Source organism: Brevibacillus parabrevis (genome assembly GCF_003710905.1).
Taxonomy (GTDB): Bacteria; Bacillota; Bacilli; order Brevibacillales; family Brevibacillaceae; genus Brevibacillus; species Brevibacillus parabrevis.
On sequence record NZ_RHHV01000010.1, the window covers coordinates 350,113 to 374,515 of the forward strand.

Annotated in this window: 25 protein-coding genes, 1 pseudogene and 1 CRISPR repeat array; of the genes and pseudogenes, 22 read left to right on the forward strand and 4 right to left on the reverse strand. The window is 52.2% G+C overall.

Translation table 11 applies throughout. The features are described from left to right. Window positions 1-22: 22 nt before the first annotated feature. Genes EDM60_RS14445 through EDM60_RS14475 form a run of 7 tightly spaced genes read left to right on the forward strand, consistent with a single transcriptional unit; the run spans window position 23 to window position 6,969 of the window. Window positions 23-982 (forward strand): ABC transporter permease, encoded by a 960-nt coding sequence (locus EDM60_RS14445; RefSeq protein ID WP_122964595.1) that lies wholly within the window; start codon window positions 23-25, stop codon window positions 980-982. Between the two features lie 6 nt (window positions 983-988). Then, window positions 989-1,897 carry an ABC transporter permease gene (locus EDM60_RS14450; RefSeq protein WP_122964596.1) on the forward strand — a complete coding sequence of 303 codons (909 nt, stop codon included), beginning with the start codon at window positions 989-991 and terminating at the stop codon, window positions 1,895-1,897. Window positions 1,898-1,934: 37 nt separating this feature from the next. Next, window positions 1,935-2,942, forward strand: coding sequence for an ABC transporter ATP-binding protein (locus EDM60_RS14455; protein WP_167470306.1), 1,008 nt, complete (start codon window positions 1,935-1,937; stop codon window positions 2,940-2,942). Then, a complete protein-coding gene (locus tag EDM60_RS14460) occupies window positions 2,939-3,919 on the forward strand; it encodes an ABC transporter ATP-binding protein (protein WP_122964598.1) in 981 nt (326 codons plus the stop codon). Before EDM60_RS14455 ends, EDM60_RS14460 begins: the two co-directional genes overlap by 4 nt. A 19-nt stretch (window positions 3,920-3,938) precedes the next feature. Continuing rightward, window positions 3,939-4,886, forward strand: coding sequence for a DUF1177 domain-containing protein (locus EDM60_RS14465; protein WP_122964599.1), 948 nt, complete (start codon window positions 3,939-3,941; stop codon window positions 4,884-4,886). Further along, complete coding sequence (locus EDM60_RS14470) at window positions 4,883-6,151, forward strand: M20 family metallopeptidase (RefSeq protein ID WP_122964600.1); 1,269 nt, start codon at window positions 4,883-4,885, stop codon at window positions 6,149-6,151. Before EDM60_RS14465 ends, EDM60_RS14470 begins: the two co-directional genes overlap by 4 nt. Before the next feature lie 38 nt (window positions 6,152-6,189). Beyond that, the gene (locus EDM60_RS14475; protein WP_122964601.1) at window positions 6,190-6,969 is read left to right on the forward strand and encodes an IclR family transcriptional regulator; all 780 of its coding nucleotides are present in this window, start codon (window positions 6,190-6,192) and stop codon (window positions 6,967-6,969) included. Window positions 6,970-7,076: 107 nt separating this feature from the next. On the opposite strand, the gene EDM60_RS14480 is transcribed toward EDM60_RS14475, so the two are convergent. The 3 genes from EDM60_RS14480 to EDM60_RS14495 all read right to left on the reverse strand — a co-directional run bounded on the left by EDM60_RS14480 (window position 7,077) and on the right by EDM60_RS14495 (window position 9,524). Next, window positions 7,077-8,651 (reverse strand): sensor domain-containing diguanylate cyclase, encoded by a 1,575-nt coding sequence (locus EDM60_RS14480; RefSeq protein WP_122964602.1) that lies wholly within the window; start codon window positions 8,649-8,651, stop codon window positions 7,077-7,079. A 183-nt stretch (window positions 8,652-8,834) separates the two neighbouring features. Continuing rightward, the gene (locus EDM60_RS14490) at window positions 8,835-9,200 is read right to left on the reverse strand and encodes an HsmA family protein (RefSeq protein WP_122964604.1); all 366 of its coding nucleotides are present in this window, start codon (window positions 9,198-9,200) and stop codon (window positions 8,835-8,837) included. 96 nt (window positions 9,201-9,296) lie between these two features. Further along, window positions 9,297-9,524, reverse strand: coding sequence for a hypothetical protein (locus EDM60_RS14495; RefSeq protein WP_122964605.1), 228 nt, complete (start codon window positions 9,522-9,524; stop codon window positions 9,297-9,299). Between the two features lie 299 nt (window positions 9,525-9,823). On the opposite strand from EDM60_RS14495, the gene cuyA reads away from it, so the two are divergent. The 15 genes and pseudogenes from cuyA to EDM60_RS14575 form a co-directional block, all read left to right on the forward strand. Beyond that, window positions 9,824-10,831 (forward strand): D-cysteate sulfo-lyase, encoded by a 1,008-nt coding sequence (gene cuyA / locus EDM60_RS14505; protein ID WP_122964607.1) that lies wholly within the window; start codon window positions 9,824-9,826, stop codon window positions 10,829-10,831. Between the two features lie 51 nt (window positions 10,832-10,882). Continuing rightward, window positions 10,883-11,848, forward strand: coding sequence for a carbohydrate kinase family protein (locus tag EDM60_RS14510; protein ID WP_122964608.1), 966 nt, complete (start codon window positions 10,883-10,885; stop codon window positions 11,846-11,848). A gap of 112 nt (window positions 11,849-11,960) precedes the next feature. Next, the gene (locus tag EDM60_RS14515) at window positions 11,961-12,854 is read left to right on the forward strand and encodes an AEC family transporter (RefSeq protein ID WP_122964609.1); all 894 of its coding nucleotides are present in this window, start codon (window positions 11,961-11,963) and stop codon (window positions 12,852-12,854) included. A 115-nt stretch (window positions 12,855-12,969) separates the two neighbouring features. Then, complete coding sequence (locus tag EDM60_RS14520) at window positions 12,970-13,959, forward strand: helix-turn-helix transcriptional regulator (RefSeq protein ID WP_122964610.1); 990 nt, start codon at window positions 12,970-12,972, stop codon at window positions 13,957-13,959. 154 nt (window positions 13,960-14,113) lie between these two features. Beyond that, window positions 14,114-15,100 (forward strand): ABC transporter substrate-binding protein, encoded by a 987-nt coding sequence (locus tag EDM60_RS14525; RefSeq protein WP_122964611.1) that lies wholly within the window; start codon window positions 14,114-14,116, stop codon window positions 15,098-15,100. 128 nt (window positions 15,101-15,228) lie between these two features. Next, on the forward strand, window positions 15,229-15,528 hold the full coding sequence (locus tag EDM60_RS14530) for a DUF2277 domain-containing protein (RefSeq protein ID WP_122964750.1): 300 nt from the start codon (window positions 15,229-15,231) through the stop codon (window positions 15,526-15,528). A gap of 116 nt (window positions 15,529-15,644) precedes the next feature. Continuing rightward, window positions 15,645-15,974, forward strand: a complete 330-nt coding sequence (locus EDM60_RS14535) for a cupin domain-containing protein (RefSeq protein WP_122964612.1) — start codon at window positions 15,645-15,647, stop codon at window positions 15,972-15,974. Between the two features lie 163 nt (window positions 15,975-16,137). After that, window positions 16,138-16,830 (forward strand): FHA domain-containing protein, encoded by a 693-nt coding sequence (locus EDM60_RS14540; protein ID WP_122964613.1) that lies wholly within the window; start codon window positions 16,138-16,140, stop codon window positions 16,828-16,830. Between the two features lie 168 nt (window positions 16,831-16,998). After that, window positions 16,999-19,059, forward strand: coding sequence for a penicillin-binding transpeptidase domain-containing protein (locus EDM60_RS14545; RefSeq protein WP_122964614.1), 2,061 nt, complete (start codon window positions 16,999-17,001; stop codon window positions 19,057-19,059). A 125-nt stretch (window positions 19,060-19,184) separates the two neighbouring features. Continuing rightward, window positions 19,185-19,370, forward strand: coding sequence for a hypothetical protein (locus tag EDM60_RS14550; RefSeq protein WP_122964615.1), 186 nt, complete (start codon window positions 19,185-19,187; stop codon window positions 19,368-19,370). 441 nt (window positions 19,371-19,811) lie between these two features. Then, window positions 19,812-20,146: direct repeats of the CRISPR family, unit length 37 nt; unit sequence GTTACATTGGAGACCCGAGAAGTTAGGGGACTGAAAC. Window positions 20,147-20,598: 452 nt separating this feature from the next. After that, window positions 20,599-21,030, forward strand: a complete 432-nt coding sequence (locus tag EDM60_RS14555; RefSeq protein WP_063229941.1) for a hypothetical protein — start codon at window positions 20,599-20,601, stop codon at window positions 21,028-21,030. A 27-nt stretch (window positions 21,031-21,057) separates the two neighbouring features. Beyond that, a complete protein-coding gene (locus EDM60_RS14560; RefSeq protein ID WP_122964616.1) occupies window positions 21,058-21,459 on the forward strand; it encodes a hypothetical protein in 402 nt (133 codons plus the stop codon). Between the two features lie 23 nt (window positions 21,460-21,482). Next, on the forward strand, window positions 21,483-21,980 hold the full coding sequence (locus EDM60_RS14565) for a hypothetical protein (RefSeq protein WP_122964617.1): 498 nt from the start codon (window positions 21,483-21,485) through the stop codon (window positions 21,978-21,980). Window positions 21,981-22,506: 526 nt separating this feature from the next. Continuing rightward, window positions 22,507-23,163 carry a hypothetical protein gene (locus EDM60_RS14570; RefSeq protein WP_122964618.1) on the forward strand — a complete coding sequence of 219 codons (657 nt, stop codon included), beginning with the start codon at window positions 22,507-22,509 and terminating at the stop codon, window positions 23,161-23,163. Then, a pseudogene (locus EDM60_RS14575) lies at window positions 23,049-23,318 on the forward strand (iron chelate uptake ABC transporter family permease subunit); the annotation flags it as partial. The gene EDM60_RS14570 and the pseudogene EDM60_RS14575, both read left to right, overlap by 115 nt. Before the next feature lie 77 nt (window positions 23,319-23,395). On the opposite strand, the gene EDM60_RS14580 reads toward EDM60_RS14575, so the two are convergent. Next, on the reverse strand, window positions 23,396-24,274 hold the full coding sequence (locus EDM60_RS14580) for a proline iminopeptidase-family hydrolase (protein WP_122964619.1): 879 nt from the start codon (window positions 24,272-24,274) through the stop codon (window positions 23,396-23,398). Window positions 24,275-24,403: the final 129 nt, after the last annotated feature.

Consider the following 24,403-nt stretch of genomic DNA (forward strand, 5'->3'; position numbering starts at 1 on the left):
TAGTGGGAAGGAGGAGAGTGGCTTGCTCAAACTGATTTTCAAACGGTTATTCGATTTAATCCCTACGCTGTTTGTCGTTGCCACGACCGTTTTCATCATCACGCGGTTGATTCCCGGCGACCCGGCGGCAGTGCTGCTTGGGCCGCAAGCTTCCCCTGATGAAATCGCCAAAATGCGGGAAACACTCGGGCTGAATCAGCCGTTGTACCTCCAATACGTCGACTTCCTCGGCAGCTTGCTGCAGGGAGATTTGGGAACCTCGCTCGGCTACAATCAGCCGGTCATGTCTTTGATCATGGAGCGCTTCCCGAACACGCTTTTGCTGTCCGCCTGTGCGCTCGCTCTCTCGCTGCTCATCGGGATTCCGGCAGGCATCATTTCTGCAACCAAACAGTATTCGTTCTGGGATTACACCGTCATGATTCTCTCGCTCGTTGGCGTATCGATGCCGATCTTTTGGCTCGGGGTCATGCTCGTTCTTTACTTCAGCGTACATCTTGGCTGGCTTCCGGCTACCGGGATGGGCTCGTTGTCCGAAGGCTTCGGCAGCGTAGTCACGCACCTGATTTTGCCGAGCATCGCCTTGTCCACGATTCCGATGGCTACTTTTGCCCGGATTACGCGCTCCAGCATGCTTGAAGTAATCCGCCAGGACTACATCAAGACGGCTCGGGCAAAAGGGCTGCGCGAATTTTTCGTCGTCTGGAAGCACGCCTTGAAAAATGCGATGACTCCATTGCTTACGGTCATGGGGATGCAAATTTCCTCCATGCTCGGCGGGGCTGTCCTGACGGAGACGATCTTCAGCTGGCCGGGGATGGGGCGTCTCGTGGTTGACGCGATTGAAAATCGGGACTTTGTCGTCGTGCAAGGAACCGTCCTGTTCATCGCCGTTATTTTCGTGTTGATCAATTTGCTCGTCGACATTTTGTACACCGTGGTCAATCCGCGCGTGAAACTAACGAATAAAGGGGAGGGCTGATCCGATATGAGCAACCACGCGCAACCATTATCGCCAGCTCCCGCGACGCTCGCACCTAACGCACCCAAGAAAAAAAGCAAGGAAAACAGTGTATGGAGCCGGCTTTTGAAAAACAAGCTGGCGATGGTCGGCATGGTCATCATCGCGATCATGGTCATTTTCGCCCTGTTCGCGCCATTGATTGCGACGCACGGGCCGAACGACATGGACTTGGCCAATTCGCTGTCCGAGCCTGGCATCGACGGTCATTTGCTCGGAACTGACAACTACGGGCGCGATTTGTTCAGCCGGATCGTCTACGGCACGCGCATTTCCTTGATCGTCGGTATTTTTGCGATCGGACTCGGCGGCATGATCGGCACGCTGCTCGGTCTTTTGGCAGGCTACTACGGAGGCAAATGGGATGCGATCATCATGCGCCTCATGGACGGATTGTTTGCATTCCCGTTCATCCTGTTGTCCATCTCGCTGATGACCGTGCTTGGAGCCGGATTGTTCAACGTCATTCTCGCCATCGGGATTGCCAATATTCCCGGCTTCGCCCGAATTGTCCGCGGCCAGGTGCTGGCGGTCAAGGAGGAAGAGTATATCGAGGTGACGCGATCGCTTGGGGCCAACGATTCCCGCATTATTTTTCACCATATCCTGCCAAACTGTATGGCGCCGATTATTGTTTACGCAACGATGCACGTAGCCGGAGCGATCATTTCCGAAGCGGCGCTGAGCTTCCTCGGTCTGGGCGTGCAGCCGCCGACCGCTTCATGGGGCAGCATCCTGAAGGACGGAAAAGACTTCCTCGTCTTGTCGCCGCACATGGCAACGTTCTCCGGGCTGGCGATTTTGCTCTCGGTACTCGGCTTCAACCTGTTCGGTGACGGCTTGCGCGATGCACTCGATCCGAAAATGAAAGTGTAAGCGACAAAAGTGAGACATAGATTGGGGTGAAGGGGAATTGGCAAAGTCAGATGTACTACTCAGCGTGCAAGATTTGGCCGTTTATTTTTATTCGTCCGGAGTCGTGAAGGCGGTAAACGGCGTGAGCTTTGATCTGAAGCAGGGGGAGACGATCGGGATTGTCGGAGAATCAGGCTCGGGCAAAAGCGTGACCTCCACCGCCATTCTCGGGCTGATTCCGTCTCCCCCTGGAAAAATCGAGCGAGGCAGCATTTTGTTTGAAGGAAAAGATTTGACGAAGCTTTCCCAGGCACAGATGCGCAAGATTCGGGGAAACGAAATTTCGATGATTTTTCAAGACCCGATGACCTCCCTCAATCCGGTTTTTACCGTGGGGAATCAAATTATCGAAGTAATCCGTCTGCACCAGCAGTTGGACAAAAAAGCGGCTCGCCAGCGGGCGATTGAGATGTTGAAGCTGGTCGGGATTCCGGAGCCGGAAAAACGGCTGGAGCAATATCCGCACGAATTTTCCGGCGGGATGCGCCAACGTGTCATGATCGCGATTGCTCTCGCTTGCAATCCGAAGCTGCTGATTGCGGACGAGCCGACAACCGCTTTGGACGTAACGGTACAAGCGCAAATTTTGGACTTGATGAAAAAACTGCAAGACGATTTGCAAACATCGATCATCATGATTACCCATGACCTGGGTGTCGTTTGGGAGAGCTGTCAAAAAGTTCTCGTCATGTATGCCGGAAACACGGTGGAATACGCAACGGTAGAAGAGCTGTACGAAAAGCCGCTTCATCCTTATACGTGGGGATTGCTCGATTCCCAGATCAAATCAGACACAACGGGCAAGCTGCCGTCGATCCCGGGCAATCCTCCTGACCTGCGCGAAGATATTGCGGGCTGCTACTTCGCTCCCCGCTGTCCATATGCCAAAGACAAGTGCTTCAGCGAAAAACCGCCGCTCGTCGAAGTGGCTCCCAACCATCTGGTAGCCTGCCACTTCCAGACGAGCGACCACCGTCTTGAACGGAAAGGGGGAAGCCAGGCATGAGTGAGTCGATCATCCAAATCAATCAGCTGAAAAAGCATTTTCCCGTAAAGGATCAGTCTTTGTTCGGCAAATCCTCGAAAGTCGTCAAGGCAGTCGATGACGTCAGCTTTGAGGTGAAAAGAGGGGAGACACTCGGGATCGTGGGCGAGTCCGGGTGCGGCAAGTCGACATTGGCTCGCCTGATCATGCAGCTGATTCGTCCTACGGAAGGCTCCGTCATCATGGGGGGCCAGGATTTGGCCAAGCTGTCCGACAAGGAAATGAAGCGGGCGCGCAAATCGATCCAGATGATTTTCCAAAATCCGTATGCGTCGCTCGATCCGCGCAAAACAGTCGAGCAGCTGATCGTGGAGCCGCTGGTCATTCACCAGGTCGGAACTCACCAGGAACGGGTAAAAAGGGTGAAGGAGCTTTTGGAAGTCGTCGGGCTTTCCGATTATCACGCCACCCGTTACCCGCATGAGTTTTCCGGCGGACAGCGGCAGCGAATCAACATCGCCAGGGCGCTTGCGCTCAATCCGGAAGTTGTAATTTGCGACGAGTCCGTTTCGGCTTTGGACGTGTCGATTCAGGCGCAAGTGATCAACTTGCTGAAGGATTTGCAGGCGAGCTTCAACCTGACCTACATTTTCATTTCCCACGATTTGAACGTCGTGCGCTACATCAGCGACCGGATTGCCGTCATGTATTTGGGCCGTGTCGTGGAGATGGGAACGTACGAGGAGATTTACCACAATGCGCAGCACCCGTATACGCGAGCGCTGCTGTCGGCAGTGCCGAAGGAAAGTCCGCTGATCAAAAAGGAGCGGGTCATCCTGACGGGTGATGTGCCGAGTCCGATGAATCCGCCATCCGGCTGCCATTTCCACAAGCGGTGCCCGTATGCGACCGACCGTTGCAAGACAGAAGCGCCTGCGCTCACGTTGTATGAAGGGCAGCACAAGGTTTCTTGTCATCTTTTAGGAAATCTATCATAATGGAAAAGGAGACTTTTTTATGTCTTTCAAGCATGTAATCGAAATGTACGATCTTATGGACAGCGCTTACGTTACAGGGGATGACCTGAAACGATATTTTGAACAAAGCGGCTTTCGCGATGTAGAAGTATCTACCGTTACTGGACAAAAAGGAAAGACCGATTTCGTCAAAGTATTAATAAAAGGAAAGAACGGAAAAAGCAGCGGCGGAACGGCGCCGACACTTGGCGTCATTGGCCGTTTGGGCGGGATTGGCGCCCGTCCCGAGCAAGTCGGCTTCGTATCTGATGGCGACGGCGCTCTGGCGTGCATGGCAGCAGCAGCGAAGCTTGCCGACATGCAGCAGCGCGGCGACACGTTGGAAGGAGACATCCTCCTGACTACGCACATTTGCCCGGATGCGCCGACTCTTCCGCATGATCCCGTGCCGTTCATGAACTCTCCGGTGGACATGCAGATCATGAATGCCAATGAAGTATCGTCCGAGATGGACGCGATTTTGTCCATCGACACCACAAAAGGAAACATGATTCTCAATCATACAGGCTATGCGATCACCCCGACGGTCAAGGAAGGGTACATCTTGCGCATCAGCAACGATTTGCTTGAACTGGTGAAGCAAACGTCCGGCAACATGCCAGTGACATTGCCGATTACGGTACAAGACATCACGCCGTACGGCAACAATTTGCACCACATCAACAGTATCATGCAGCCGTGTGTCGTAACAGACAGCCCGGTTGTCGGGATTGCCTTGACGACCCAAGTGCCAGTAGCAGGCTGCGCCACAGGTGCGACTCATCTCGTGCACGTCGAACAAGTCGTGCGCTTCGTGATCGAGGTAGCCAAGCTGTTTGGAACAGGCAAGTGCGCGTTCTACGACGAGGAAGAGTTTGCGCGGATGACATCGCTGTACGGCTCCATGAAGCATCTGCTCACACTGGATGGCAAGGTGAGCGTGTCATGAGCGATCAACTGAAAGCGTTAAAAGACCAGGTCATCGCCGCCGTCGAACAAAACAAGGACGAATTGATCGAGCTGTGCTGCAAGCTGATCCAGTTCCCGAGCGAAAATCCGCCGGGCGATTCCGCGCCGATCAGCCGCTTTATTACGGAATATCTGGAGCGTTTTGACATCGCCACAGACTGGCATGAAGCAGGGCCAAACATGTACAACCTCGTGTCCCGGATCGGCAATCTGCAATCGGGCAAAAAGTTGATTTATTGCGGCCATACGGATGTCGTGCCTGCCGGGGACTTGTCCAAGTGGGAATTTGCTCCGTTCAGCGGCGAAGTAAAAGACGGCTGGATTTTGGGCCGCGGCGCTTCTGACATGAAGGGCGGCTTGGCTGGACTGATTTTTGCCGCGACGATTTTGCAGCGGCTGGGAGTCGAACTGCCGGGACAATTGATTCTGGCGATCGTGCCGGACGAGGAAACAGGCGGAGCGATGGGCGTTCCGTGGATTTTGGAGCGCAAGCTGGTCGAGGGAGACGGATGCCTGATCGCCGAGCCGTCCTCGCCGCACAATCCGACTTTGGGGCAAAAAGGTTCCTGCTGGTTCCAGCTCACGGTCAAAGGCAAGCCAGCTCACGGCAGCCTCGGGCCGATCGCCGGCAAAAATGCGATCATGGATGCGATTCGCGCTATCGAGCGGATTCGCACCGTATGGGATTATCCGGTCGTGATTCCGGATGAAGTCAAGGAACTCGTGAAGGTATCCAAAGCATACATGCTCGGCACCGAGCGGGAACCGTACCAGGATGTGCTGGAGCGCGTCTCTTGCAACATCGGTACGATTGAGGGCGGAACGAAAGCAAATGTGGTCCCTGACACTTGCACCGTGGAAGTGGATTGCCGCCTGCCGTTTGGCGTGACGAGAGCAGAAGTCATGGGCTACATCACCAGCCAGTTGGACGAGCTGGATATTGATTACGAAATTGTGCCGATGGGAACGCAAAGCCATGCGAACTACACGTCGCCGGATGATCCGGTCTGCCGGGCGATCGTCGACAACATCACGTACGTGACAGGCGAGCACGCTTTTGGCGTTCAGCAGTGGGCAAGCAGCGATGCCAGACATTTCCGCGCGTACGACATTCCGGTCTTGCAATACGGGCCTGCGTACTTGCCGAGCATCCACAATTTCAATGAAAAAGTGCTGGTCGAAGACGTCATCCGCTGCGCGAAGGTGTACGTGGCGGCAGCCATTGACTTTTTGTACGAGCAATAAACGGGTTTGAAAAGTAATCGTGAATAAGGGGAGTCGTCGTGCTAAAAACGTTGGATCAATCACTCAAATTGTTACAGCTGTTCACGAAGGAGAAACCGGAATGGGGAGCAAGGGAACTCGCCAAGGAAGTCGGTTTGAATCACGCAAATGTATTCCGCGTATTATCTACGTTTGAAGCCAATCGCTTTCTGGAGAAAGATCCCAAGACGAAAAAATACTCATTGGGCATTCGCCTGTGGGAGCTTGGATTGACAATGAGAGAGTCGTTCCATGTATCACGACTGATTCGGCCTGTGTTGCAGCGGATGATGGAGGAGTCGGGCGAGTCGATCTTCCTGACCTGCCTGGACGAAGACGAAGCGCTTACGCTCGATGCGCTGGAGCCGGACAATGTGGTGAAATACTCCGTGTCGGTAGGCAGTCGTGCCCCTTTGTTTGTAGGCGCATCGTACCGTTCGATCATGGCCTACTTGCCGCAAGAGAAAATCGAGCACATCATTTTGCAAGGCTTGCGGCAGTACACGAAAAATACGATTGCCGATCCGGACAAATTGCGCGAGGAGCTTGTGCATATTCGCGAAGCCGGATGGGCGATGAGCACGGGCGAGTATACGCCGGATGTTCTGGCGATCGCGTGCCCGCTGTTCCATTACGACGGACATGTGATGGGCTCGTTGACCATATCCGGCCCGATTTACCGGATGAGCGAGGAGAAGAAGGCAGAGTGCCTGGAAATCCTGATGCGGGGCAAACGGGAAGTCGATGAGATTATTCAAAACTACCGCGTGGATTTATCCCGCTATTACTTGTTTGGTTAGAAAAAAGCTGCCGCAGAGCAAAATCTGTCGGCAGCTTTTTTGCTGTGAAAAACGTCGAGACGTACGTTTTTCATGAAATGGGATGTGACCGTGCTGCTCGTTCGCGTCTACGGTTGAAGCGATTCGATGCCGAGCCGAAAGCTCGTCGTCTGATTTCGCCCGGCCGCTTTGGATTGATACAGCGCCTGATCCGCGCAGGTGATGATGTCGAGCGCTTCCGTACCGTGCAGCGGATAGCTGGCAATTCCTAGGGAGATCGTCACCGGATGTCCCGTCGGATTGTCGAGCGCTTCAATCATTTGCCGCAGCCGCTCGGCGATTTGATAGGCAAACAGATGCCGATCTCCTTGCAGCAAAATGCCGAACTCTTCCCCTCCGTAGCGGAAACAGAAGTCGTCTTCGCGCGTCGTATCCAGCATCGTTTGCGCGACTTGTTTCAAAACCTCGTCACCTGTGACATGGCCGAAAGCATCATTGATCCTTTTGAACCGATCGACGTCGAGCAGAATGAGGGAAAACGGAATTTCGCTGCGCAAAGCATCTTGCAAGCAGGCATCGAACGTTTTGCGATTGGCAAGTCCGGTCAATCCGTCCTTCTCCACTTCGGATTGCAGCTGCCGCAGCTTGCGGTTCATCTGGCGAAGTGCCAGCCGCGTGCTTTGGTACAGCTTTTGCACCTCGTAAATTTTGGAGGTGGTCGTAAGCTCGGCAGGACAGTCCATTCCGCCAGACTCATCGGAAATGTGGGTTAATTTGGACAGCGCGGTATTGATGTTTTTGGCAATCAACCAGACGATGCCAAGCGTGAGCAGCAAAAAAGGCAAGGAAGTCATCAACAGATTGTGGAGCAGCTTGTGATTCGACTCGTCAATGACAGAGGTCGGCGTCTGGGAGACGATAATCCAGCCGCTGACGCTTTCGGTCGTATATCCGGCAAAATACGATTTGCCCTTGCTGTTGACGATTTGCTGGTAGCCGCTTTTGCCCGCGAGAGCTTGCTGGATGGCGGGATTCAATAGCACGGTTTCTCCGAGGCGCTTTGTTTCGGGGTGGAAAATGAGCCTCCCTTGCTGATCGACCACATATACGTAGGAACCGTCCCCATAAAAGTGTTCCTTCAAGGTCCGGTTGAGCACATTCGATTCTTCCAAATAAATCGTTCCGCCCGCAAAGCCTTGGTACACTCCCTGTTTGTCAAAAATCGGCGAAGAAATCATCAAAATCAGCCGGCCGGACACCGCACGGTAAGGCTCGGAGATCAGCGGTTTCTTTTGGATCAACGCCAGTCTCACAGCATGCGAGGTCAGCAACGTTCCGAGGGCAACGCCGGATTTCAGCGGGCTGACTTTCTGGATGTGACCTTCAGCGTCTGTGATGAACAAGGAATGAAAATTTTGTCTGTTGGCCGCATACCAGTCGTCCAAGTCTTTCTCTACGAGCGGCTTCTCGCCAGCTTGTCTGGCAATCGTGTCGACGTTGTTTTGCAGGACGGTCAATATGTCTGCTGTGTTTCTCGCCAGCTTCTTCGCGTACTGGTAGTTGTTTTCCAGGTAGTTGGTGGAGAGCGAGGTGCGATTGACATGAAGAGAAGAAATGACCTCAATCAAAATTGTCGCGAGGACAGAAAACACAACGAGCATTTCCATAATAAAGCGAAGCGTATAGGTTCTTCTTTTCCCCATGCCAAACTCCTTTTTTCTGTTTCTGAAAGCTCTTGCTGTAAATCTTTACCCGCAATTCGCGAAGTCTAATCTCTCGGACGGCAAAAAGACAGCCTGGAGGGAGCGTGTGGCGATGGGGGAGAGATTTTCGGAAAACAAAAACAGGTTATCCGAAGACAACCTGTTTGGCAAGTATTTGATTGGTTAGCGTGTAAAGCTTAAAGCGACACCGATGGAATAAGGGACCAGCCAGAGCACCCATACAAACAGGCTGAATTTGTGGAACTGCTTGCGTTGGCGGTCTTGCTTTTTCCAGAGGACGAAGCCGGCCCAGGCGGTGTGCAAAAACATCAGGATCAGCGCGACCAGCCCGGTAATCCCGTGCAAATTCAGCGAATTGCCGTCGGCGAGCAGCTTCATGAAAGCCGTTCCGACTGTATCGAAGACAAGCCCCAGGCCAAAAAAGACGAAGTGCTTCCAGGCAAGCTCCTTGGCACGGTGTTCCGACCAGACTCCGATTGTATACGAGGCGAGCGCCAAATTGATGAAAATGACAGCCCATACTAGCATAAAAAATCATCTCCCATTCGCTTCTTGATTGTCTACACGGTTGAGTGTAGGAAAAGAAGATGAACGGAAGATGAACAACGAGGGGATTATGCCGATTTACGAATGGCGCTTTTTTCGCAGGAGCAGCCATATAATCAGGGTGGTAAGAGCCGCCTTCCACAGCTTTTGCCAAAAGTCAGCGACAATTCCGTCGTAGACGTAGGCTGATGCCATTTCAAGCGGAGTGGCTCCCGGCGCGAATTGGATGGCTACGCCGAAGCCGAGCATGGCAGGCAGACTGTAAAACAGGTAGCTGGCAAAAAGCAGAAACAGCCATTTTGGCAAAAGGAAGCCCTCCTTTCCGGTTTGTTCGATTGCGTCTAGCGAACAAACGTGTTTTTCACCCGTTTGGACAGGCGGAAGTGCGTTATCCAGATCATGGAAAAAATGCCGTTGCGTGCATCGAAAAACACCTTCGCTAAAATTGGATGAATTTCATAAAAATGACTAGATCATGGTAATGGATCGCGCCTTCTTCGTCAATGGAAAAAGCAACCGGGAATCGGGAAACTCGCCAGGCAAGGGAGGAATCGGCGGTAGCCAGATCGTATTCATACGCAAACAGGCTTGAAGGAGGCAATAAAATGAAGCCGATTCGCTATGAACGCAGAAAATATACGCAAGGCCCGACGCCGATCGAGCGTCTGGAGAGGCTGTCGCAGGTGCTGGGCGGCCCGCACATTTCCATCAAGCGCGACGACTTGCTCGGCTTGACGGCTGGTGGCAACAAGACGCGAAAGCTGGAGTATTTGGTTGCCGACGCGATCCGGCAAGGCGCAGATACACTGATTACGTGCGGTGCTGTCCAATCGAATCATTGCCGTCTGACACTGGCTGCGGCGGTTCGCGAAGGGCTGCGTTGCCAGCTCGTTTTGTCGGCGCCCGAGACAGGCGACTACAATCCGCAGGCGGGCGGGAACCATCTGTTGTTTCATTTGCTTGGCGCCGAACAGATCGAGGTCATTCCCGCAGACGGCGATATGCTTGCGGCGATGGAAAAGCTGGCGGACAGTCTGCGAGAAGCAGGCAGGAAGCCGTACCTGATTCCGGTTGGCGGCTCCAACGAGATCGGCTCGCTTGGCTACATGGCGTGCGCAGAGGAAATCGAGCAGCAAGCGTGGGAGAGCTGCACTCCGTTTGATTACGTGGTGACGGCAACAGGTAGTGGCGGGACACAGGCGGGTCTGATCGCCGGGTTTTTGGCGAGACAATCGTCTGCCAAAGTGATTGGCATCAATGTCAGCCGCGACCGCGCCTCCCAGGAAGCGAAAGTACAGGAGCTGCTTGCGCGCACCGCCGCCGAGGTCGGTCTGCAAGCGACGATCCATGCAGATGTGGTGCAGTGCGAAGAGCGCTTTGTCGGGCCAGGCTATGCGATTCCGACAGAGGAAATGGTCGAAGCCGTGCAGCTCGTCGCCCGCACAGAAGGAATTTTGCTCGACCCGGTTTACACAGGCAAAGCGATGGCGGGGTTGATCGGGCTGATTCGCGAGGGGCGTTTTTCGCAAGATGACCATGTGCTTTTTCTGCACACGGGTGGCGCTCCGGCACTTTACACGGCGTCCGAGCTGTTTTTGCCCAAGCAGGGATGACGGTGTACTTGAAGCTGCTTGCGAGACGAGAGACGAAAAGGAGACAGACAAATGCTTGATGTTGTTGCCTGCGGCGAGCTTTTGATTGATTTCACGCCGATGCCCCATCCCGAACCGGGGAAAATGGCGTATGAACAAAATCCGGGCGGAGCGGTGGCAAATGTGCTTGCGGCTTTGTCGCGGTTTCATAAAAAGACAGCTTTTCTCGGCGCAGTCGGAAACGATGCGTTCGGCCGCTTTCTGAAGCAGACGCTGATGGACCTGGAGATCGGGACTGACGGGCTTGTCCTGACGGATGCTGCCTTGACCACGCTCGCCTTTGTACACATCGACGCGAGTGGCGAGCGCTCGTTTTCGTTTGCCCGCAACCCCGGAGCAGATACGCAGCTTCGCGAGGCGGACATAGATGAGGAAATGATCGCGCAAGCAAGGCTGTTTCATTTCGGCTCCTTGTCTTTGACCCATGAACCAGCGCGCAGCGCAACCTGGAAGGCTGTAGATATAGCGAAAAGACACAAGCTGCTCGTATCGTTTGATCCAAACATTCGCGAAAGCTTGTGGCCGGACATGGAACAGGCGAAGGCAATGGCGCTGCACGGGATCAGACAAGCGGACATCGTCAAGCTGTCGGAAGAGGAGCTGGAGCTGCTCGCTCCGGCAAGCGGCTTGGCAGAGGCGACAGAGTGGCTGATGGAAACTTGCCGCCATCAGGCGATCTTCGTCACTCGCGGCAAAGCGGGCTGTTACTTCCGAACGGAAAAAGAGCAGGGGATGGTTCCAGGCTACGCGGTCGATGCTGTCGATACGACCGGGGCAGGAGACGCGTTTTTGGGGGGCTTGCTTTATCAGGTGCTGGAAGCCAAGCAGCCGCTTCGCTCCATGGACAATGACACGCTGACACGTATGGTTCGCTTCGCCAATGCGGCAGGAGCGCTCACCACCACGCGGACGGGCGCGATTCCGGCGCTGCCAGCGCTGGCTGATGTCGAGCGGTTTGTGGCAGAAAATCGCATATAGCACGGTTCAGCCGATTCTCTGTCAGAAAATAACGGGGAATCGGCTTTTTTGGCGAGCGATTTGATATACTATTCGTAATTTCGCATTTCTATGGAAGAAGTGGGTATGAACCATGATTTTTCTCGAAGTGATCTTGCCTGTCTTGCTGATCTTTTTGTCGGGCTACATTCTTCAGCGCAAGTTCCGAATGGATTTGAAGCCGATTTCGTCGCTGGCGATCTACGTGTTGACCACGGCGCTTGTCTTTCGCACGTTTTACAAGACCGAGCTTGATCTGCAATTGTTTTACATCGTCGTCATCTCGCTGTTGCTGCTCGGAGCGCTGATCGTGCTCACCCAGCTTACGGCTCGCCTGTTTCGCTACGACAAATCGCAGGAGAGCGCCCTGATGCTTTCCACCGCCTTCATGAACAGCGGGAACTACGGGACTCCGATCATTTTGTTTGCTTACGGGGAGGCCGGGTTTACGTATGCGGTCCAAATCATGGTTTTTCATTCGATCATCATGGGGGTATTCGGCGTCTACTTCGCTTCGCGGGGCGGGGGTGGCGCGGGCACGGCGATTCGGGCGATTTTCAAGCAGCCTTCCAACTACGCGGTTGTGCTGGCGATTTTGCTGCAACAAGGCAATGTCGTGATTCCAGCGGGCTACTATCAGGCGATTGATCTCGTGGCGCAGGCAGCGATTCCGGTCGTTATGCTGATTCTCGGGATGCAGCTTGCCAACGTATCGTCCAAAGCCTTGGAGTGGCAAGGATTGAGCGCCGCCAGTGTCATTCGGCTGATCGCTTCGCCTGTGCTCGCTTACGTGATCTGTCTGTTTTTCCCGATTGACCCTTTGCTGCAAAAAGTGCTGGTCATACTCGCAGCGATGCCGTCTGCTGCGACGACAGCGATTTACGCGATCCAGTTCAACATGCGTCCGCAATTTGTTTCCAGCAGTGTCCTGGTCACGACCGTGTTCAGTGTAGGGACGCTGACGATCTTGCTGAATCTGCTGCATTAGCCGATTCAACTGCCGAGGCAATCGCGCCACACCGAAAAGGTTGCCAAGGCATTGCTTTTTTCTATATGATGAGAACAAGAATCGTTTTCAACAAAATCAAAACCGGGAGATTGCCATGCATGCCACATCCATTCATTCCATCTACGACAGTTATATTGACGCGCTGCCGAACATTCGGCTTGATGACATCGGGACGGAGATGGCGGGGGATGACTTGTCCGGTTGGAACGGATACATCAACAGAATGATGCCTCGTCATGGACTGGAGATTGTCGATTCCTTCCATCGTTTTCAGGATGATCACGCCATGCGTTTTCGCTCGGAAGCCGCCATGGTGGAGCTGAGCTTTTGCTTGCAAGGAACGGGGGAGGTAGCGGTTTCGGGCGGTTCCCAGCACGATCTCGTTCCGGACAGCTGCTCGCTGCAATTGATGCGGGACTTTCAAGCCGACTTTTGCTATATGGCCCAAGCGCCGTTTCGTTCGGTAGCGATCGGGATTTCCGTCGAGCTGTTCAACGAATGGCTTGCGCAAATCGACGAAGGGACGCCGTATACGTTTGAAAGCTTGTTGGGCAACCGTCCTTTTCGCATGTTCCGCATGCCGCTTCGGCCAGATTTGATGATGCGGCTCCAGCAGCTGATCGCGCCGCCTGCGTCTCAGCCCAGATTGCGGCGGCTTCATGCGGAAGGCAAGACGCTGGAAATCGCTGCGCACGCCTTCGACATGCTGCTGTTTGAGCGAGAGGCGGAAGTCACCCGCCCCTTTTTATCCCGCAGCGATCGGGAAAAAATTCATAGCGCCAGAGAAATTTTGCTGGCGAATATGGAGGCGCCGCCTTCCTTGATCGAGCTGGCACGCATGGCGCAGCTGAACGAATACAAGCTGAAAATCGGCTTCAAAGAGGAGTTTGGCACGAGCGTCTTCGCGTACTTGCGGGAAAAGCGTCTGGAAAAAGCGCTGGAACTGCTGCGCTCGGGCGAGATGAATGTCAGCCAGGTAGCGTTGTCGGTCGGCTTTTCCAACTTCAGTCACTTTTCCGAAGCGTTCCGCAAGCAGTACGGAATGAATCCGTCCGATGTGAAGCGGGGCAGGTATATTTTGTAGCGAAAAAAGCGGGAGCGATGTCTCTCGCTTTTTTCTATTATCCCGCCAACCGTAGTTTTCGCCCTCGTCCGGTAGTTGCAAACAGCTGGCAAAGGTACGATCAAGCGTAGTTGTTGAGAATTATTATCACAGATGATGGAGGCTGACGGAAGGTATGGCAAAAAGAAAGCACGGCTGGATCGCGGGATTGCTCGGTTTGGCGTTACTTGTAGGGGGATGCAGCCAAGCTGCTGACAACAGTGCAGGAGGACAAGGCGGACAAGCGCCAGCAGATAAGCCGGCTGCGCAAACAGCAGAAACGCGGACAGTCAAGGATGCAGCAGGCGAAGTAACCATCCCGGCCAATCCGCAAAGAATCGCGGACGTATCTGGATCGACTGAGGAGCTGTTGGCGCTCGGCATTCGTCCCGTGCTGACGGCGAACAGCCAGTATGAAAGCCCGATGGATTTGACGCCGATTTTGCAAAAAGAGCTGGGAAAAGACGTGACCGTGGCGGGCTGGTTTCAAAATGAGGTAAGTGTCGAGGCGATCGCCGCAGCCAATCCCGATCTGATTCTCGTGGGTCCGGCCCAGGAAAAAATTTACGAGCAGTTGAACAAAATTGCCCCGACCGTGCGCGTGCCTTACGGTTTCAACGCGTTTCGCGAGCGGTTCGACTTTGTGGCGAATACGCTCGGGAAAAAACAGCAGATGGACGAATGGCTGAAAGCGTACGATGACCATGCGAAGCAGCTGCACGATCAGATTGTGGCAACTACCAAAGAGGAATCGTTCGCAGTGATCGAAGCGACGCAAAAAGGGATTCGCCTCTACGCGAAAACCGGGCTGGCTGACATGATTTTCTCCGACTTGAAGCTGCCGAAAGCGGCGGGAATACCGGAGCCAGATCCGTGGGGAGGCAAGGAGACGGACCTGGAGGGACTGTCGACGCTCAATCCCGACCATATCGTGCTGCTCGCCGATTCCGAGCACAATGTGCTGGAAGATACCGCGATCTGGAACAATATGAAGGCGAAGAAAAACGGCAAGGTGTACCGCGTCACTACAAAACAGAGCTACAACGAAGCGTTTTTTGCCCTCGGGAAAAAGGCGATGATCGAGCAGGTAGCGGCAGATATTTTGCAAAAGAACCAAAAATAGCAAAAGCGGGCACGAGCAAAAAACGGATGCTTTTCAGGCGTCCGTTTTTTTCATAGGCGGCGCTTGACCGACTTCACTGTGTATGTTGTATGATGAGCGAAAAAGACATTCTGCCAAAGGAGATCGCCATGTGCCGAAATATTAAAACCTTGTTCAATTTCTCCCCTCCCGCTACCGAAGATGAGGTTCAGGCAGCCGCGCTGCAGTTTGTGAGAAAGCTCTCGGGCTTCAACACGCCCTCCAAAGCAAACGAAGAGGCGTTTCAGCGGGCGGTCAAAGAGGTAACAGCAGTCGCCCAGACTTTGCTCGATTCATTGGTGACAAACGCCGAGCCGCGCAACCGCGAGACGGAAATCGAACGCGCCCGCGCAAGAAATGCCAAACGATTCGGCACGCCCCAATCCCAATCGGCTGACTCTGTTGATTGAATTTTTTGCCGCTTATCATCGTTTTGTGATTTTGTTTATCATAACTCTATCAGATCGTTTCTATTTTCCCTCCTCGTCTTTTGTATTATCTTGGGGACAAAGGGGAGAGATCCATCATGGAGAAGATAAATCTGACAGAACAATTTTCGTGGATACAACAGTCTTTACGTTCAACGGTCGTAGGGGAGCTGAACGATTCGGCGATCAAGCTGGAGCAGCTTTCGGGAGAATATCCCTGGCAGCAGCACGACCACAAGGACGAAATGATTCTCGTCGTAAACGGAAGATTGCTATTGATGTCCCATGAGCGCAATATTTGGATCGAGGCTGGCGAATTGCTCGTCATACCAAAAGGAACGGCGTACAAATGGTTCGTGCCCAACGGAGTTTGCCATCTGTTGGTGATCGAGCCGAAACAGCTGGCGGCGCTCAAGCGTTGTTCGTGATAGATTGCAAGCAAGCATGAAAGATAGATGGCGTGAACGAGATAGCTGTCATTGTCGGGACCAAGCGGCGGCTTTTACTATAGGCGAAAAAAGGGTTGACTTTCCGGTATTTTGGTATGTAATTAATACGGATAGCTGCAACTCTTTTTTGAGGTGATGAACGTTGGAAGACGGCGTCTATGTCCTGATCAAAAAAGGCGATCCGGAGCTTGTGCAAAAACGCCAGTTTCTTCGTCAGGATGAGTACACCATTGGACGGAGAGGGAGCCAACTTGCGCCTGACATCGCTTTTTCCAGCCCATACGTGTCGAGACGGCATGCCGTGATCCGCAAGATCGGCAATCGCTATACGATTTCCGATCTGGACAGCAAGCATGGAACAGAAGTCAACGGGCAGAGCGTCCGCCAAGCGCCGCAGCCGTTATTTCACGGCGATCTGATCAGCCTTGCCAAAGGAGTCGTCGAGCTGGTCTTTTTTGCGGAGGGCAGTGAGTTGGACGTGACCAGGGAATTTTCTTTTCCGCTGGTGCAATCGATGGTTTCGACTGTTTCCACGACAGGGTTGGTCATCAACCTGGAGCGGCGCGAGATTCGCCTGGATGGTGCGAGGATTCATTTGACAGGAAAAGATATGGATTTGCTGATGCTTTTGTATCAACGGGCCAATCAGGCAGTCAGCTATGAGGAAATCATGGTGTCGATCTGGCCGGAAAGAATGATTTACACAGACAATAGCGTGCCGGATGTGGGACGCGCCGAAATCAATGCGCTCGTGTACCGTTTGCGCAAACGGCTGGGCAAGTACGGGGAAAAGGTCACCACGATTCCTCGCTTCGGCTATATGTGGGAAGATTGAACAAGGGAGACGAGCCAGTGGTCTTCCTTTTTTCCATGCGCTTTTTCCTGTTGAATTGTCTGACACTTATCATTTGTTTGTGAGTGTGATCTGATGATTTCATCAGTTTTCTTCCATTTATTCTCTAATCCGGCTGGTTTATCGTGGGAAAGGGAAGGTGAGGAACTGGTGAAAAAGGCTTGGATATGGTTTTGGAGTGTCTTTCTCGTAATTCTTTCGGGATTTGTCTTCCTTTTTTGGGACTATTGGAAGGAAGGGCCGAAAACGGACGGGGAAATGGCGAAGGCGGCGTTTACCGCTTATACGACGAATTGGAAAAATCAGCAGTTTGCACATATGTACGAACAGCTTTCACTGGATACAAAGGCAAAGGTGACAAAAGACGAGTTCGTTTCGCGATACGAGAACATTTACGGCGGGATCGAGGCCAAACCGATCCTCGTCGAGCCGCTTTACAACGGAGATGTCGTCCCGACTGAGGATGGGAAAATCAACTTCCATTACCGGATCAAGCTGGACACATTCGTCGAACCGATTTCGTTTACAGGAAAAGCAACCTTGATCAAAGAGACGCAAAACGACAAAAAAGATTGGTACATCCATTGGAATCCTTCCTTTTTATTTCCCGGCATGCAGGAGGGGGATAAGGTGCGCGCCAACACGCTGTATCCGAAGCGGGGAGAAATATTGGACCGGGCCGGACGCAGGCTGGCTACGAGCCGGATCGTGGTCGATGTCGGGATTCGTCCAGATGAATGGAGCAAAACGCCTCCAGCCGGGAGGACACAAGTCAGCAAGCTGTTGCAAATACCGCTGGCAAACCTGATGAGTGTGGTGAGTGCCAATGCGGGGAAGTCTGGCTCGTTTGTCCGCATCGCAACTTTGCCGGAGGATGATGCACGCTTGCAAACTTTGCAACAAACCGCGAGCATCGTTTTGCAGAAAAAGCAGGTCAGGTACTACCCGTATCAGGCTGCGGCGGCTCATTTGGTCGGCTACACGGGTGCGATTAGCCAGGAGGAGTACGAAAAGCGCAAAGACATGGGCTACCGCACCTCGGATATCGTCGGCAAGGCGGGGCTGGAACAGCTTTTTGAACAGCAATTGCGCGGGGAATCAGGCGGCCGGATCGCGATTGTCGGTGCAGACGGGACGGTGAAAAAAATCGTGGCGGAGCAACCCGCCAAAAACGGGCAGCCACTCGCCCTGACGATCGATGCTACTGTCCAGCAAACGATTTACAGCGAGTTCAAGCAGGATGCTGGGACAGCCGCAGCGATTTCGCCCGCGACGGGAGAAGTTTTGGCGCTGGTCAGCTCGCCATCGTATGATCCAAACGCATTTGTGCTCGGCATGTCGACAGAAGAGTGGGAAAAGCTCAATGACGATCCGGGCAAGCCTTTGCTGAATCGCTTTGCCCGCGGCTTTGCGCCAGGGTCTACCTTCAAGCCGCTTACCGCGGCAATGGGACTTGCGACCGGAGCGATTACGCCAGCCGATACTGTTTCGGTCAAAGGACTGCATTGGCAAAAGGACGCCTCCTGGGGCGCATACGAAGTGACGCGGGTGAGTGACTACGGAGCGCCCGTCGACCTGAAAAAAGCACTCGTCTACTCGGACAATATTTATTTTGCCAAGGCGGCGCTGTCCATCGGGGAGGAGCCGTTCGTGGCACAGGGAAAGCAGCTTGGCTTTGACGAGGCGGTGCCGATCCCGTATCCGCTCGATCCGTCCCGGCTTGCCAACAACGGCATGAGAAACGAGATCCAGTTGGCAGACTCGGGCTATGGGCAGGGCGAGGTGACAATGACGCCGCTTCACTTGGCACTCGTGTACAGCGCTTTTGTCAACGAGGGAAACATCGTGTACCCGTCGCTGCTTCAGGGCGAGCAAAAAGAGCGGTATTGGAAGCGTGAAGCGATTCCGCCCCAAGTGGCAGCCATCGTCAGGGACGATCTTGTGCAGGTGATGGAAGACCCCCGCGGCACAGGCCGGGGAGCGCGCGTGCCGGGCATCCGCATGGCGGGCAAGACCGGCACCGCAGAATTGAAGCAAAAAAAGGGCGAGCAAGGACAGGAAAACGGTTGGTACGCGGTGTTCAATGTGGATGATCCGCGCCTGCTGGTCACGATGATGGTCGAGGACGTCAGAGGCCGCGGCGGCAGCCATGTGCTCGATGCGCGAATCAAGCGGATTTTTTCCAAGCTGTTGCAGGGCGTGGGGGCGTAAGCAGCATAGAGCAAGCGTTTCGTTTCGCTAGTTTCGCTAGGATAGAAGCAGAGAGAAAAGGACAGAGGAGCGGTGGGAGCAATGAGCAGGCGAGTAGAGGGTGAAAAGCAGATGAGATTGGCGGCATGTACGGCTGCTTGGGGAATCGTCACGGAGCCGTCCGTGCAGAAAGCGGGTTTTTGTTTGCCGCGCTCGCGGTGTTCCGACAGCAAAAGACGCTGGAGAAAGCCGCAAGCGTGGAGCTGGTGGAAAAGCTGGAGAAACTCGTAGGGAACGCGAGTGCAACTGAGCGAGGGACTTGCTGCACATGAGCCGTTTTCAGTATGGACGGTTGTGTGCAGTTTTTTTGTGGGATTGTAGCGGAATGGAATGAAGTGGTCTGTTCACGCAGGGGGGATTTGTACGGGAGCGGACTTGCCGTATTAAAGGAGAGTGATTTGTTTGGGGAGTTGGATGAAGGAAGTGGCGGTTGAAAGATATTTGCGTTTGTGGATGAAAAGTTGTTTGGGTGCTGGATCGTGTAAAGAAATGGATAGATGGGATGGGGGATAATGTTTTATTATAAGTATGAGGGCGAATGGTTACCCTGTAGCGAGGAAAAAGAAATGAACAAGATGCGTACAGCCGATTTTCGAGGATAGGGCGTGATTTTTGACGAGAAGTGAATCCTCGAAAAAAGAGCGGGTTCTTGTTGGCAGTGAGTATGAGGAAAGCCTTGGCGTTATTGAGGTTAAGCATGGTAGTCAAAGTCGGTTACATTGGAGACCCGAGAAGTTAGGGGACTGAAACTTATGAGGCAGGTAAACTCGTACCTTATCATGCGACTGTCGTTACATTGGAGACCCGAGAAGTTAGGGGACTGAAACCCTAGGTCGTTCGTTTACCTTCGAAGAACTTGTCCAAGTTACATTGGAGACCCGAGAAGTTAGGGGACTGAAACTAAAATTAGGATTAAGCATTGGTATGACTGACTTTTTGTTACATTGGAGACCCGAGAAGTTAGGGGACTGAAACTACGTGGTGATTGTTGACGGTCAAATGGGGAGTTACGTTACATTGGAGACCCGAGAAGCTAGGGGACTGAAACCATGCCTTCCACCCGCCGACAAAATTCAGCGGCGCGACGTTACATCGAAGACCCGAAAAGCAAGCGGAATTGAAACTAAGGCTCTTGCATTTTTGTTCGTATTTGGTTATCTCGTTATATTACAAATCCGAAAAAACAGAAGACTGTAACTAAGCTGGCCTTGCCTGCTCGCGATGCTCCGACAACAAAAGATGCTAGAGAAAGTAGATTTGATGGAAAAGATGGAAAAACTTATAAAAGACGCGAAAAAAGCTGCACGAGAGACTTGCTGCACATAAACCGTTTTCAATATGGACGGTTGTGTGCAGTTTTTTTGTGGGGATTGTAACAAAATACAAGCTACATCGTCTTACTAATGAAGCCTTAAACATAAATGGAAAAAAATGTTGAAAATAGAAAAATTAAAGATTAATATGCAAAAAATTTCAAAATATTTTTAGCGAGGGGTATTGTTGAATAGAAAGCTTGTAGCAAGTTTTATTACTTCTTGCGTTGTTCTGGCGACAATCACTACTGCATTCGCAGCTACTCCGATGGGGATAGCACAATCAGAAGCGTCAATCAGTGGAAATCTGTCTACGGCAGGGGGAGAAAAACATTATGTAATATCTTCGTATGGTATTACGCGTGATATCTCCTCTAGAGTAAAATCTAGTGATATTAAGCAAATCATTTCCTTTGCCATTATTACTAGAAACGGGAAGAAAGTTTCCTCAAAAACAACAGAAGATTCCTATGTTAAATCTTTGAAAGCAAAGATTAGTAATCAGGAGGAATATGGAAAAGCGATATGGGAGGTAGCCGCCAGCGGGGATGTTTACTATACCGATGGGACAACAGATAGCGGTATTAATTATGAAGAACAGGAATTTAACGTAAAGTAAAGATGATGCATAGCTATGGGGGAGAGTATGGTTAAAAGTATTCTATCTATAGGATTGCTGGCATTTACTGTGTTCTCAGCAGCTACAGTTTATGCTGAAATGACAGAATTTTCATCGGACGTTTATATAGCGTCTGAAACATCTACAAAACATACGGCGGGATTTACCGCTATCACTGAATCTGATGTCAAGTGTGCAAAAATTACGGTGCAGTCTACTATCTATTTCAATGCAAAGAAGCAAGGTGAGACAGAAAGAGCAACCAATTATAATTCATATAAGGTCAAACAAACAGGAGAAAGGAAAGTAGTTAATCCTACGAAGAAAGGGTATTGGGAAATAAGCAGCTTTCATGAAGAGTATGCAAAAAAGGAAGATAAATTGACAGAAGAAAATCACTCATACGATGATGCGATTTGGATGCCTTAATATAGTGAAAAGGAGATATTACCATGAAAAAATCGGTTTTATTTAGTGGAATTGCATTAGCTTTAGCGTTTTCCGTTATCGGTTATGCAAATGCAAGCAAGCAAGATGACATGGTGATTGTAAAACAAAGAATTGCAGAGTTTAAAGAAAAGGTTGACAATGACATTGCAAGCAGCTTTGACATTAATCTGGACGACTTGAAAAAGCTGGATCACAAAGAGGTTTTAAAAAGTGAAGAGTATAAGGGGATTGCTAAAATAGTAATGAATATCATGCTTGAGCAAGCAAACGGTGATGTAGTGCCAAGTATTTATATGGATGAAGAGAACAATGAGATGTACATTTTGGAAAAACAAGCGGATGGTACAAATATCTTGCATAAGTATAGCAAGAATAATGAAGGCTCTGATACTCAACGAACTGTTGGCGCAAAAAATATAGGCACAGATAAAGAGGGCTGGAATGAAATTAGCACGGAAAAAAGTGAGGGAAAAATCATAGACTTCGAAGAGGTAAAATAAGAGCAATTAAAACCCGCAATACCATTCTTGTCCTTTTGCAAAATAAATACAAAAAAGCGGCTAAACCAAAAACGCTGACCTACTATCGGTCAATGAAGTGCACCTCCTAAAATAGACATTGGATTAAACCTCCTGGTAGATCCGATGCAACCTAAGGGGTGTATTTTTGTTGAAAAAAAGCCCAGCCTTTAGGAGCTAACCTGACAAGTTCATGCTAGAATCCGTGCGGCTGCATAGAGAGAAAAGACAGACATACCATTGAATCATGAAGCATCCCTGAAACAGCAACAAACAGGTCAAACTATGTCACCCCTAAAAAACCATCCATACAGCAAATAAAAAGTACGACCGAAAATCCGGAAATCGCAGACAATCAATCAGTTTAACCCTTCGACCCGTCGAGAGAGCCTTTACGCTTTTTACGGCCTCCTTTGTTTTCCATCCCCGTTCCCTGATGCGCGGGGGCACGGCAGACGAGCTATAATAGTGGATAGCTAAAAGGGCTACAGGAGAGGAGGGGCCAACGTTGCATGCTGACGAGGTTTATCGACAGTTCCGACAGATGATTTTTTCCGTGCAGAGCGTATCGCTTGTCACATGTGCTCACCAAGAGCCGCATTCGCTTCCGGCTTCTTCCTGCCAGCGCATCGGGTTTGTCAAAAGTCACAAAGGTACGCTGACAAGCAATGCGATCGAGCAGGCTGTGGAGGTGGGCGATGTCGTTTTTCTCAGGCCGTGGACGGACACCTCCATTTGCGCGCATGCGGGCAAGCAGCTGGAGGTCTTTTTGATCGAGTTTGCTTTTTGGACGGAGGCAGCATCGTCCGGGACGGAGCGGACTTTTCTCCAGGGAACAGCCGATTTCCCGCTGGAAAAGTCGTTTCACGTGCGCAGCCATTCGCAGGTTTTGCATTTGATGGAGGAACTGCACAAAAGTCTGGATGCATTCGCGCATGTTCAAGACGCTCAAAGGTGTGAGCTTTTCCGACTACATAACCCGTTTGCGGATCGACCGGGCAAAGGTGCTGCTGGAGTTGCCAGCCAGCCGCTTGCGGGAAGTGGCGCAAAGCGCTGGCCGGAGCTTGTGTCGCGGTTGTCGGTTCGATCGGGTTTGTCGGCTTGCTTGCTCCGCACATGGCTGGCAGGCTGGTCGGGGGCAAGCGCATTTGGCTGCTTCCTGTAGCTGCCCTGCTCAGAGCCATTTTGCTGGTTGCAGCGGACGGACTGGGCAGATGGCTGCTACCTCCGCTTGAGGTTCCGGTGGGCATCGTGACGGCTGTAATCGGTGCGCCGTACTTCCTTTACTTGATCGGCAAAGAAAAAAGCAGAAGCTGGTAAACAAACACAAAAAGCCCTGTCTTGCACACTGCTGCGAGACGGGGCTTCTTGTGTTTTCCATATCGAGTCAACCGGAATTATCGCTTGTCCGCTTGGCGCAAAAACGCGCGGACGGTCTGTACGTATTCGTCTGTTTCTTCCAAATAGCCGAGATGGGAGCTGTGCTCCAACACATGCAGCCCGGCGTTTGGCACGAGCGACTGGTAGTAGCTTGTTGCTTCCGGGGTCGCCTCGTCGTAGCGACCGCACACAAACAGGGCAGGAATCGCGATTTCATGCAGCTTCGGCGTGTAATCAAACGTCTTGAGATTGCCTGTCGGGCAAAACTCGGACGGCCCCCACATCGTCATGTACACGTCTTTGTTGGCTTTCGCACGGCTTTGCGTCATGACTTCTGGCAACGGCTCCATGCGGCAAACGTGGCGCGCGTAGTATTGTTTCATCGCGTCCTGATACTCTTTGGAATCCGTCGTTCCTTGCTGTTCGTGCCGGGCAATCGTCTGCTGGACGTCTTCCGGCAGTTGGGCGATCAGCCGATCAGCGTCTTCTTTCCAGAGCTGGGCACGGAGGCAAGGACTGGAGAAAATCACGCTCGCAACGCCCGCAGGCTTAGCGTCAATCAAATAAGCCGCAGCCAGCATCGTTCCCCACGAATGGCCGAGAATATGAACCTCGGTCAAATCAAGCGCCTGTCGAATGCAGGCCAGCTCTTCTACAAAGCGCTCCGTTTTCCACAGCGAGGAGTCGGTCGGTCTGTCCGAGTTGCCCGAGCCGAGCTGGTCGTAAAAAATAACGGGACGCTCGTCGCCAAGCACGTGCAATGCAGACTGGAGCGGGTCGTGCGTGTTGCCAGGCCCGCCGTGCAACACGATCAGCGGAGTGTGATTGCCTGTGCCGACGCGGTTGTACCATACTTTTCCGCCAGGAACTTCGATGTAGCCTTCCTGCTTGTTCATCGTTTTTCATCCTCCACTTGTCACTCTTGTTGATCCAATTCTTTTTACCAATATACCATTTTTAGAAGATTTTTGCGTGAGTAGCTGTGTGCGTGCGCCAAGCGCATGATTTTACACTTTTTTTAGATT

Coding starts and splice junctions, on each gene's coding strand:
- EDM60_RS14450 (WP_122964596.1), top strand. CDS start 989: ATGAGCAACCACGCGCAACCATTATCGCCAGCTCCCGCGACGCTCGCA.
- EDM60_RS14460 (WP_122964598.1), top strand. CDS start 2,939: ATGAGTGAGTCGATCATCCAAATCAATCAGCTGAAAAAGCATTTTCCC.
- EDM60_RS14465 (WP_122964599.1), top strand. CDS start 3,939: ATGTCTTTCAAGCATGTAATCGAAATGTACGATCTTATGGACAGCGCT.
- EDM60_RS14470 (WP_122964600.1), top strand. CDS start 4,883: ATGAGCGATCAACTGAAAGCGTTAAAAGACCAGGTCATCGCCGCCGTC.
- EDM60_RS14480 (WP_122964602.1), bottom strand. CDS start 8,651: ATGGGGAAAAGAAGAACCTATACGCTTCGCTTTATTATGGAAATGCTC.
- EDM60_RS14490 (WP_122964604.1), bottom strand. CDS start 9,200: ATGCTAGTATGGGCTGTCATTTTCATCAATTTGGCGCTCGCCTCGTAT.
- cuyA (WP_122964607.1), top strand. CDS start 9,824: ATGAAGCCGATTCGCTATGAACGCAGAAAATATACGCAAGGCCCGACG.
- EDM60_RS14510 (WP_122964608.1), top strand. CDS start 10,883: ATGCTTGATGTTGTTGCCTGCGGCGAGCTTTTGATTGATTTCACGCCG.
- EDM60_RS14515 (WP_122964609.1), top strand. CDS start 11,961: ATGATTTTTCTCGAAGTGATCTTGCCTGTCTTGCTGATCTTTTTGTCG.
- EDM60_RS14520 (WP_122964610.1), top strand. CDS start 12,970: ATGCATGCCACATCCATTCATTCCATCTACGACAGTTATATTGACGCG.
- EDM60_RS14525 (WP_122964611.1), top strand. CDS start 14,114: ATGGCAAAAAGAAAGCACGGCTGGATCGCGGGATTGCTCGGTTTGGCG.
- EDM60_RS14530 (WP_122964750.1), top strand. CDS start 15,229: ATGTGCCGAAATATTAAAACCTTGTTCAATTTCTCCCCTCCCGCTACC.
- EDM60_RS14535 (WP_122964612.1), top strand. CDS start 15,645: ATGGAGAAGATAAATCTGACAGAACAATTTTCGTGGATACAACAGTCT.
- EDM60_RS14550 (WP_122964615.1), top strand. CDS start 19,185: ATGTACGGCTGCTTGGGGAATCGTCACGGAGCCGTCCGTGCAGAAAGC.
- EDM60_RS14560 (WP_122964616.1), top strand. CDS start 21,058: ATGGTTAAAAGTATTCTATCTATAGGATTGCTGGCATTTACTGTGTTC.
- EDM60_RS14565 (WP_122964617.1), top strand. CDS start 21,483: ATGAAAAAATCGGTTTTATTTAGTGGAATTGCATTAGCTTTAGCGTTT.
- EDM60_RS14580 (WP_122964619.1), bottom strand. CDS start 24,274: ATGAACAAGCAGGAAGGCTACATCGAAGTTCCTGGCGGAAAAGTATGG.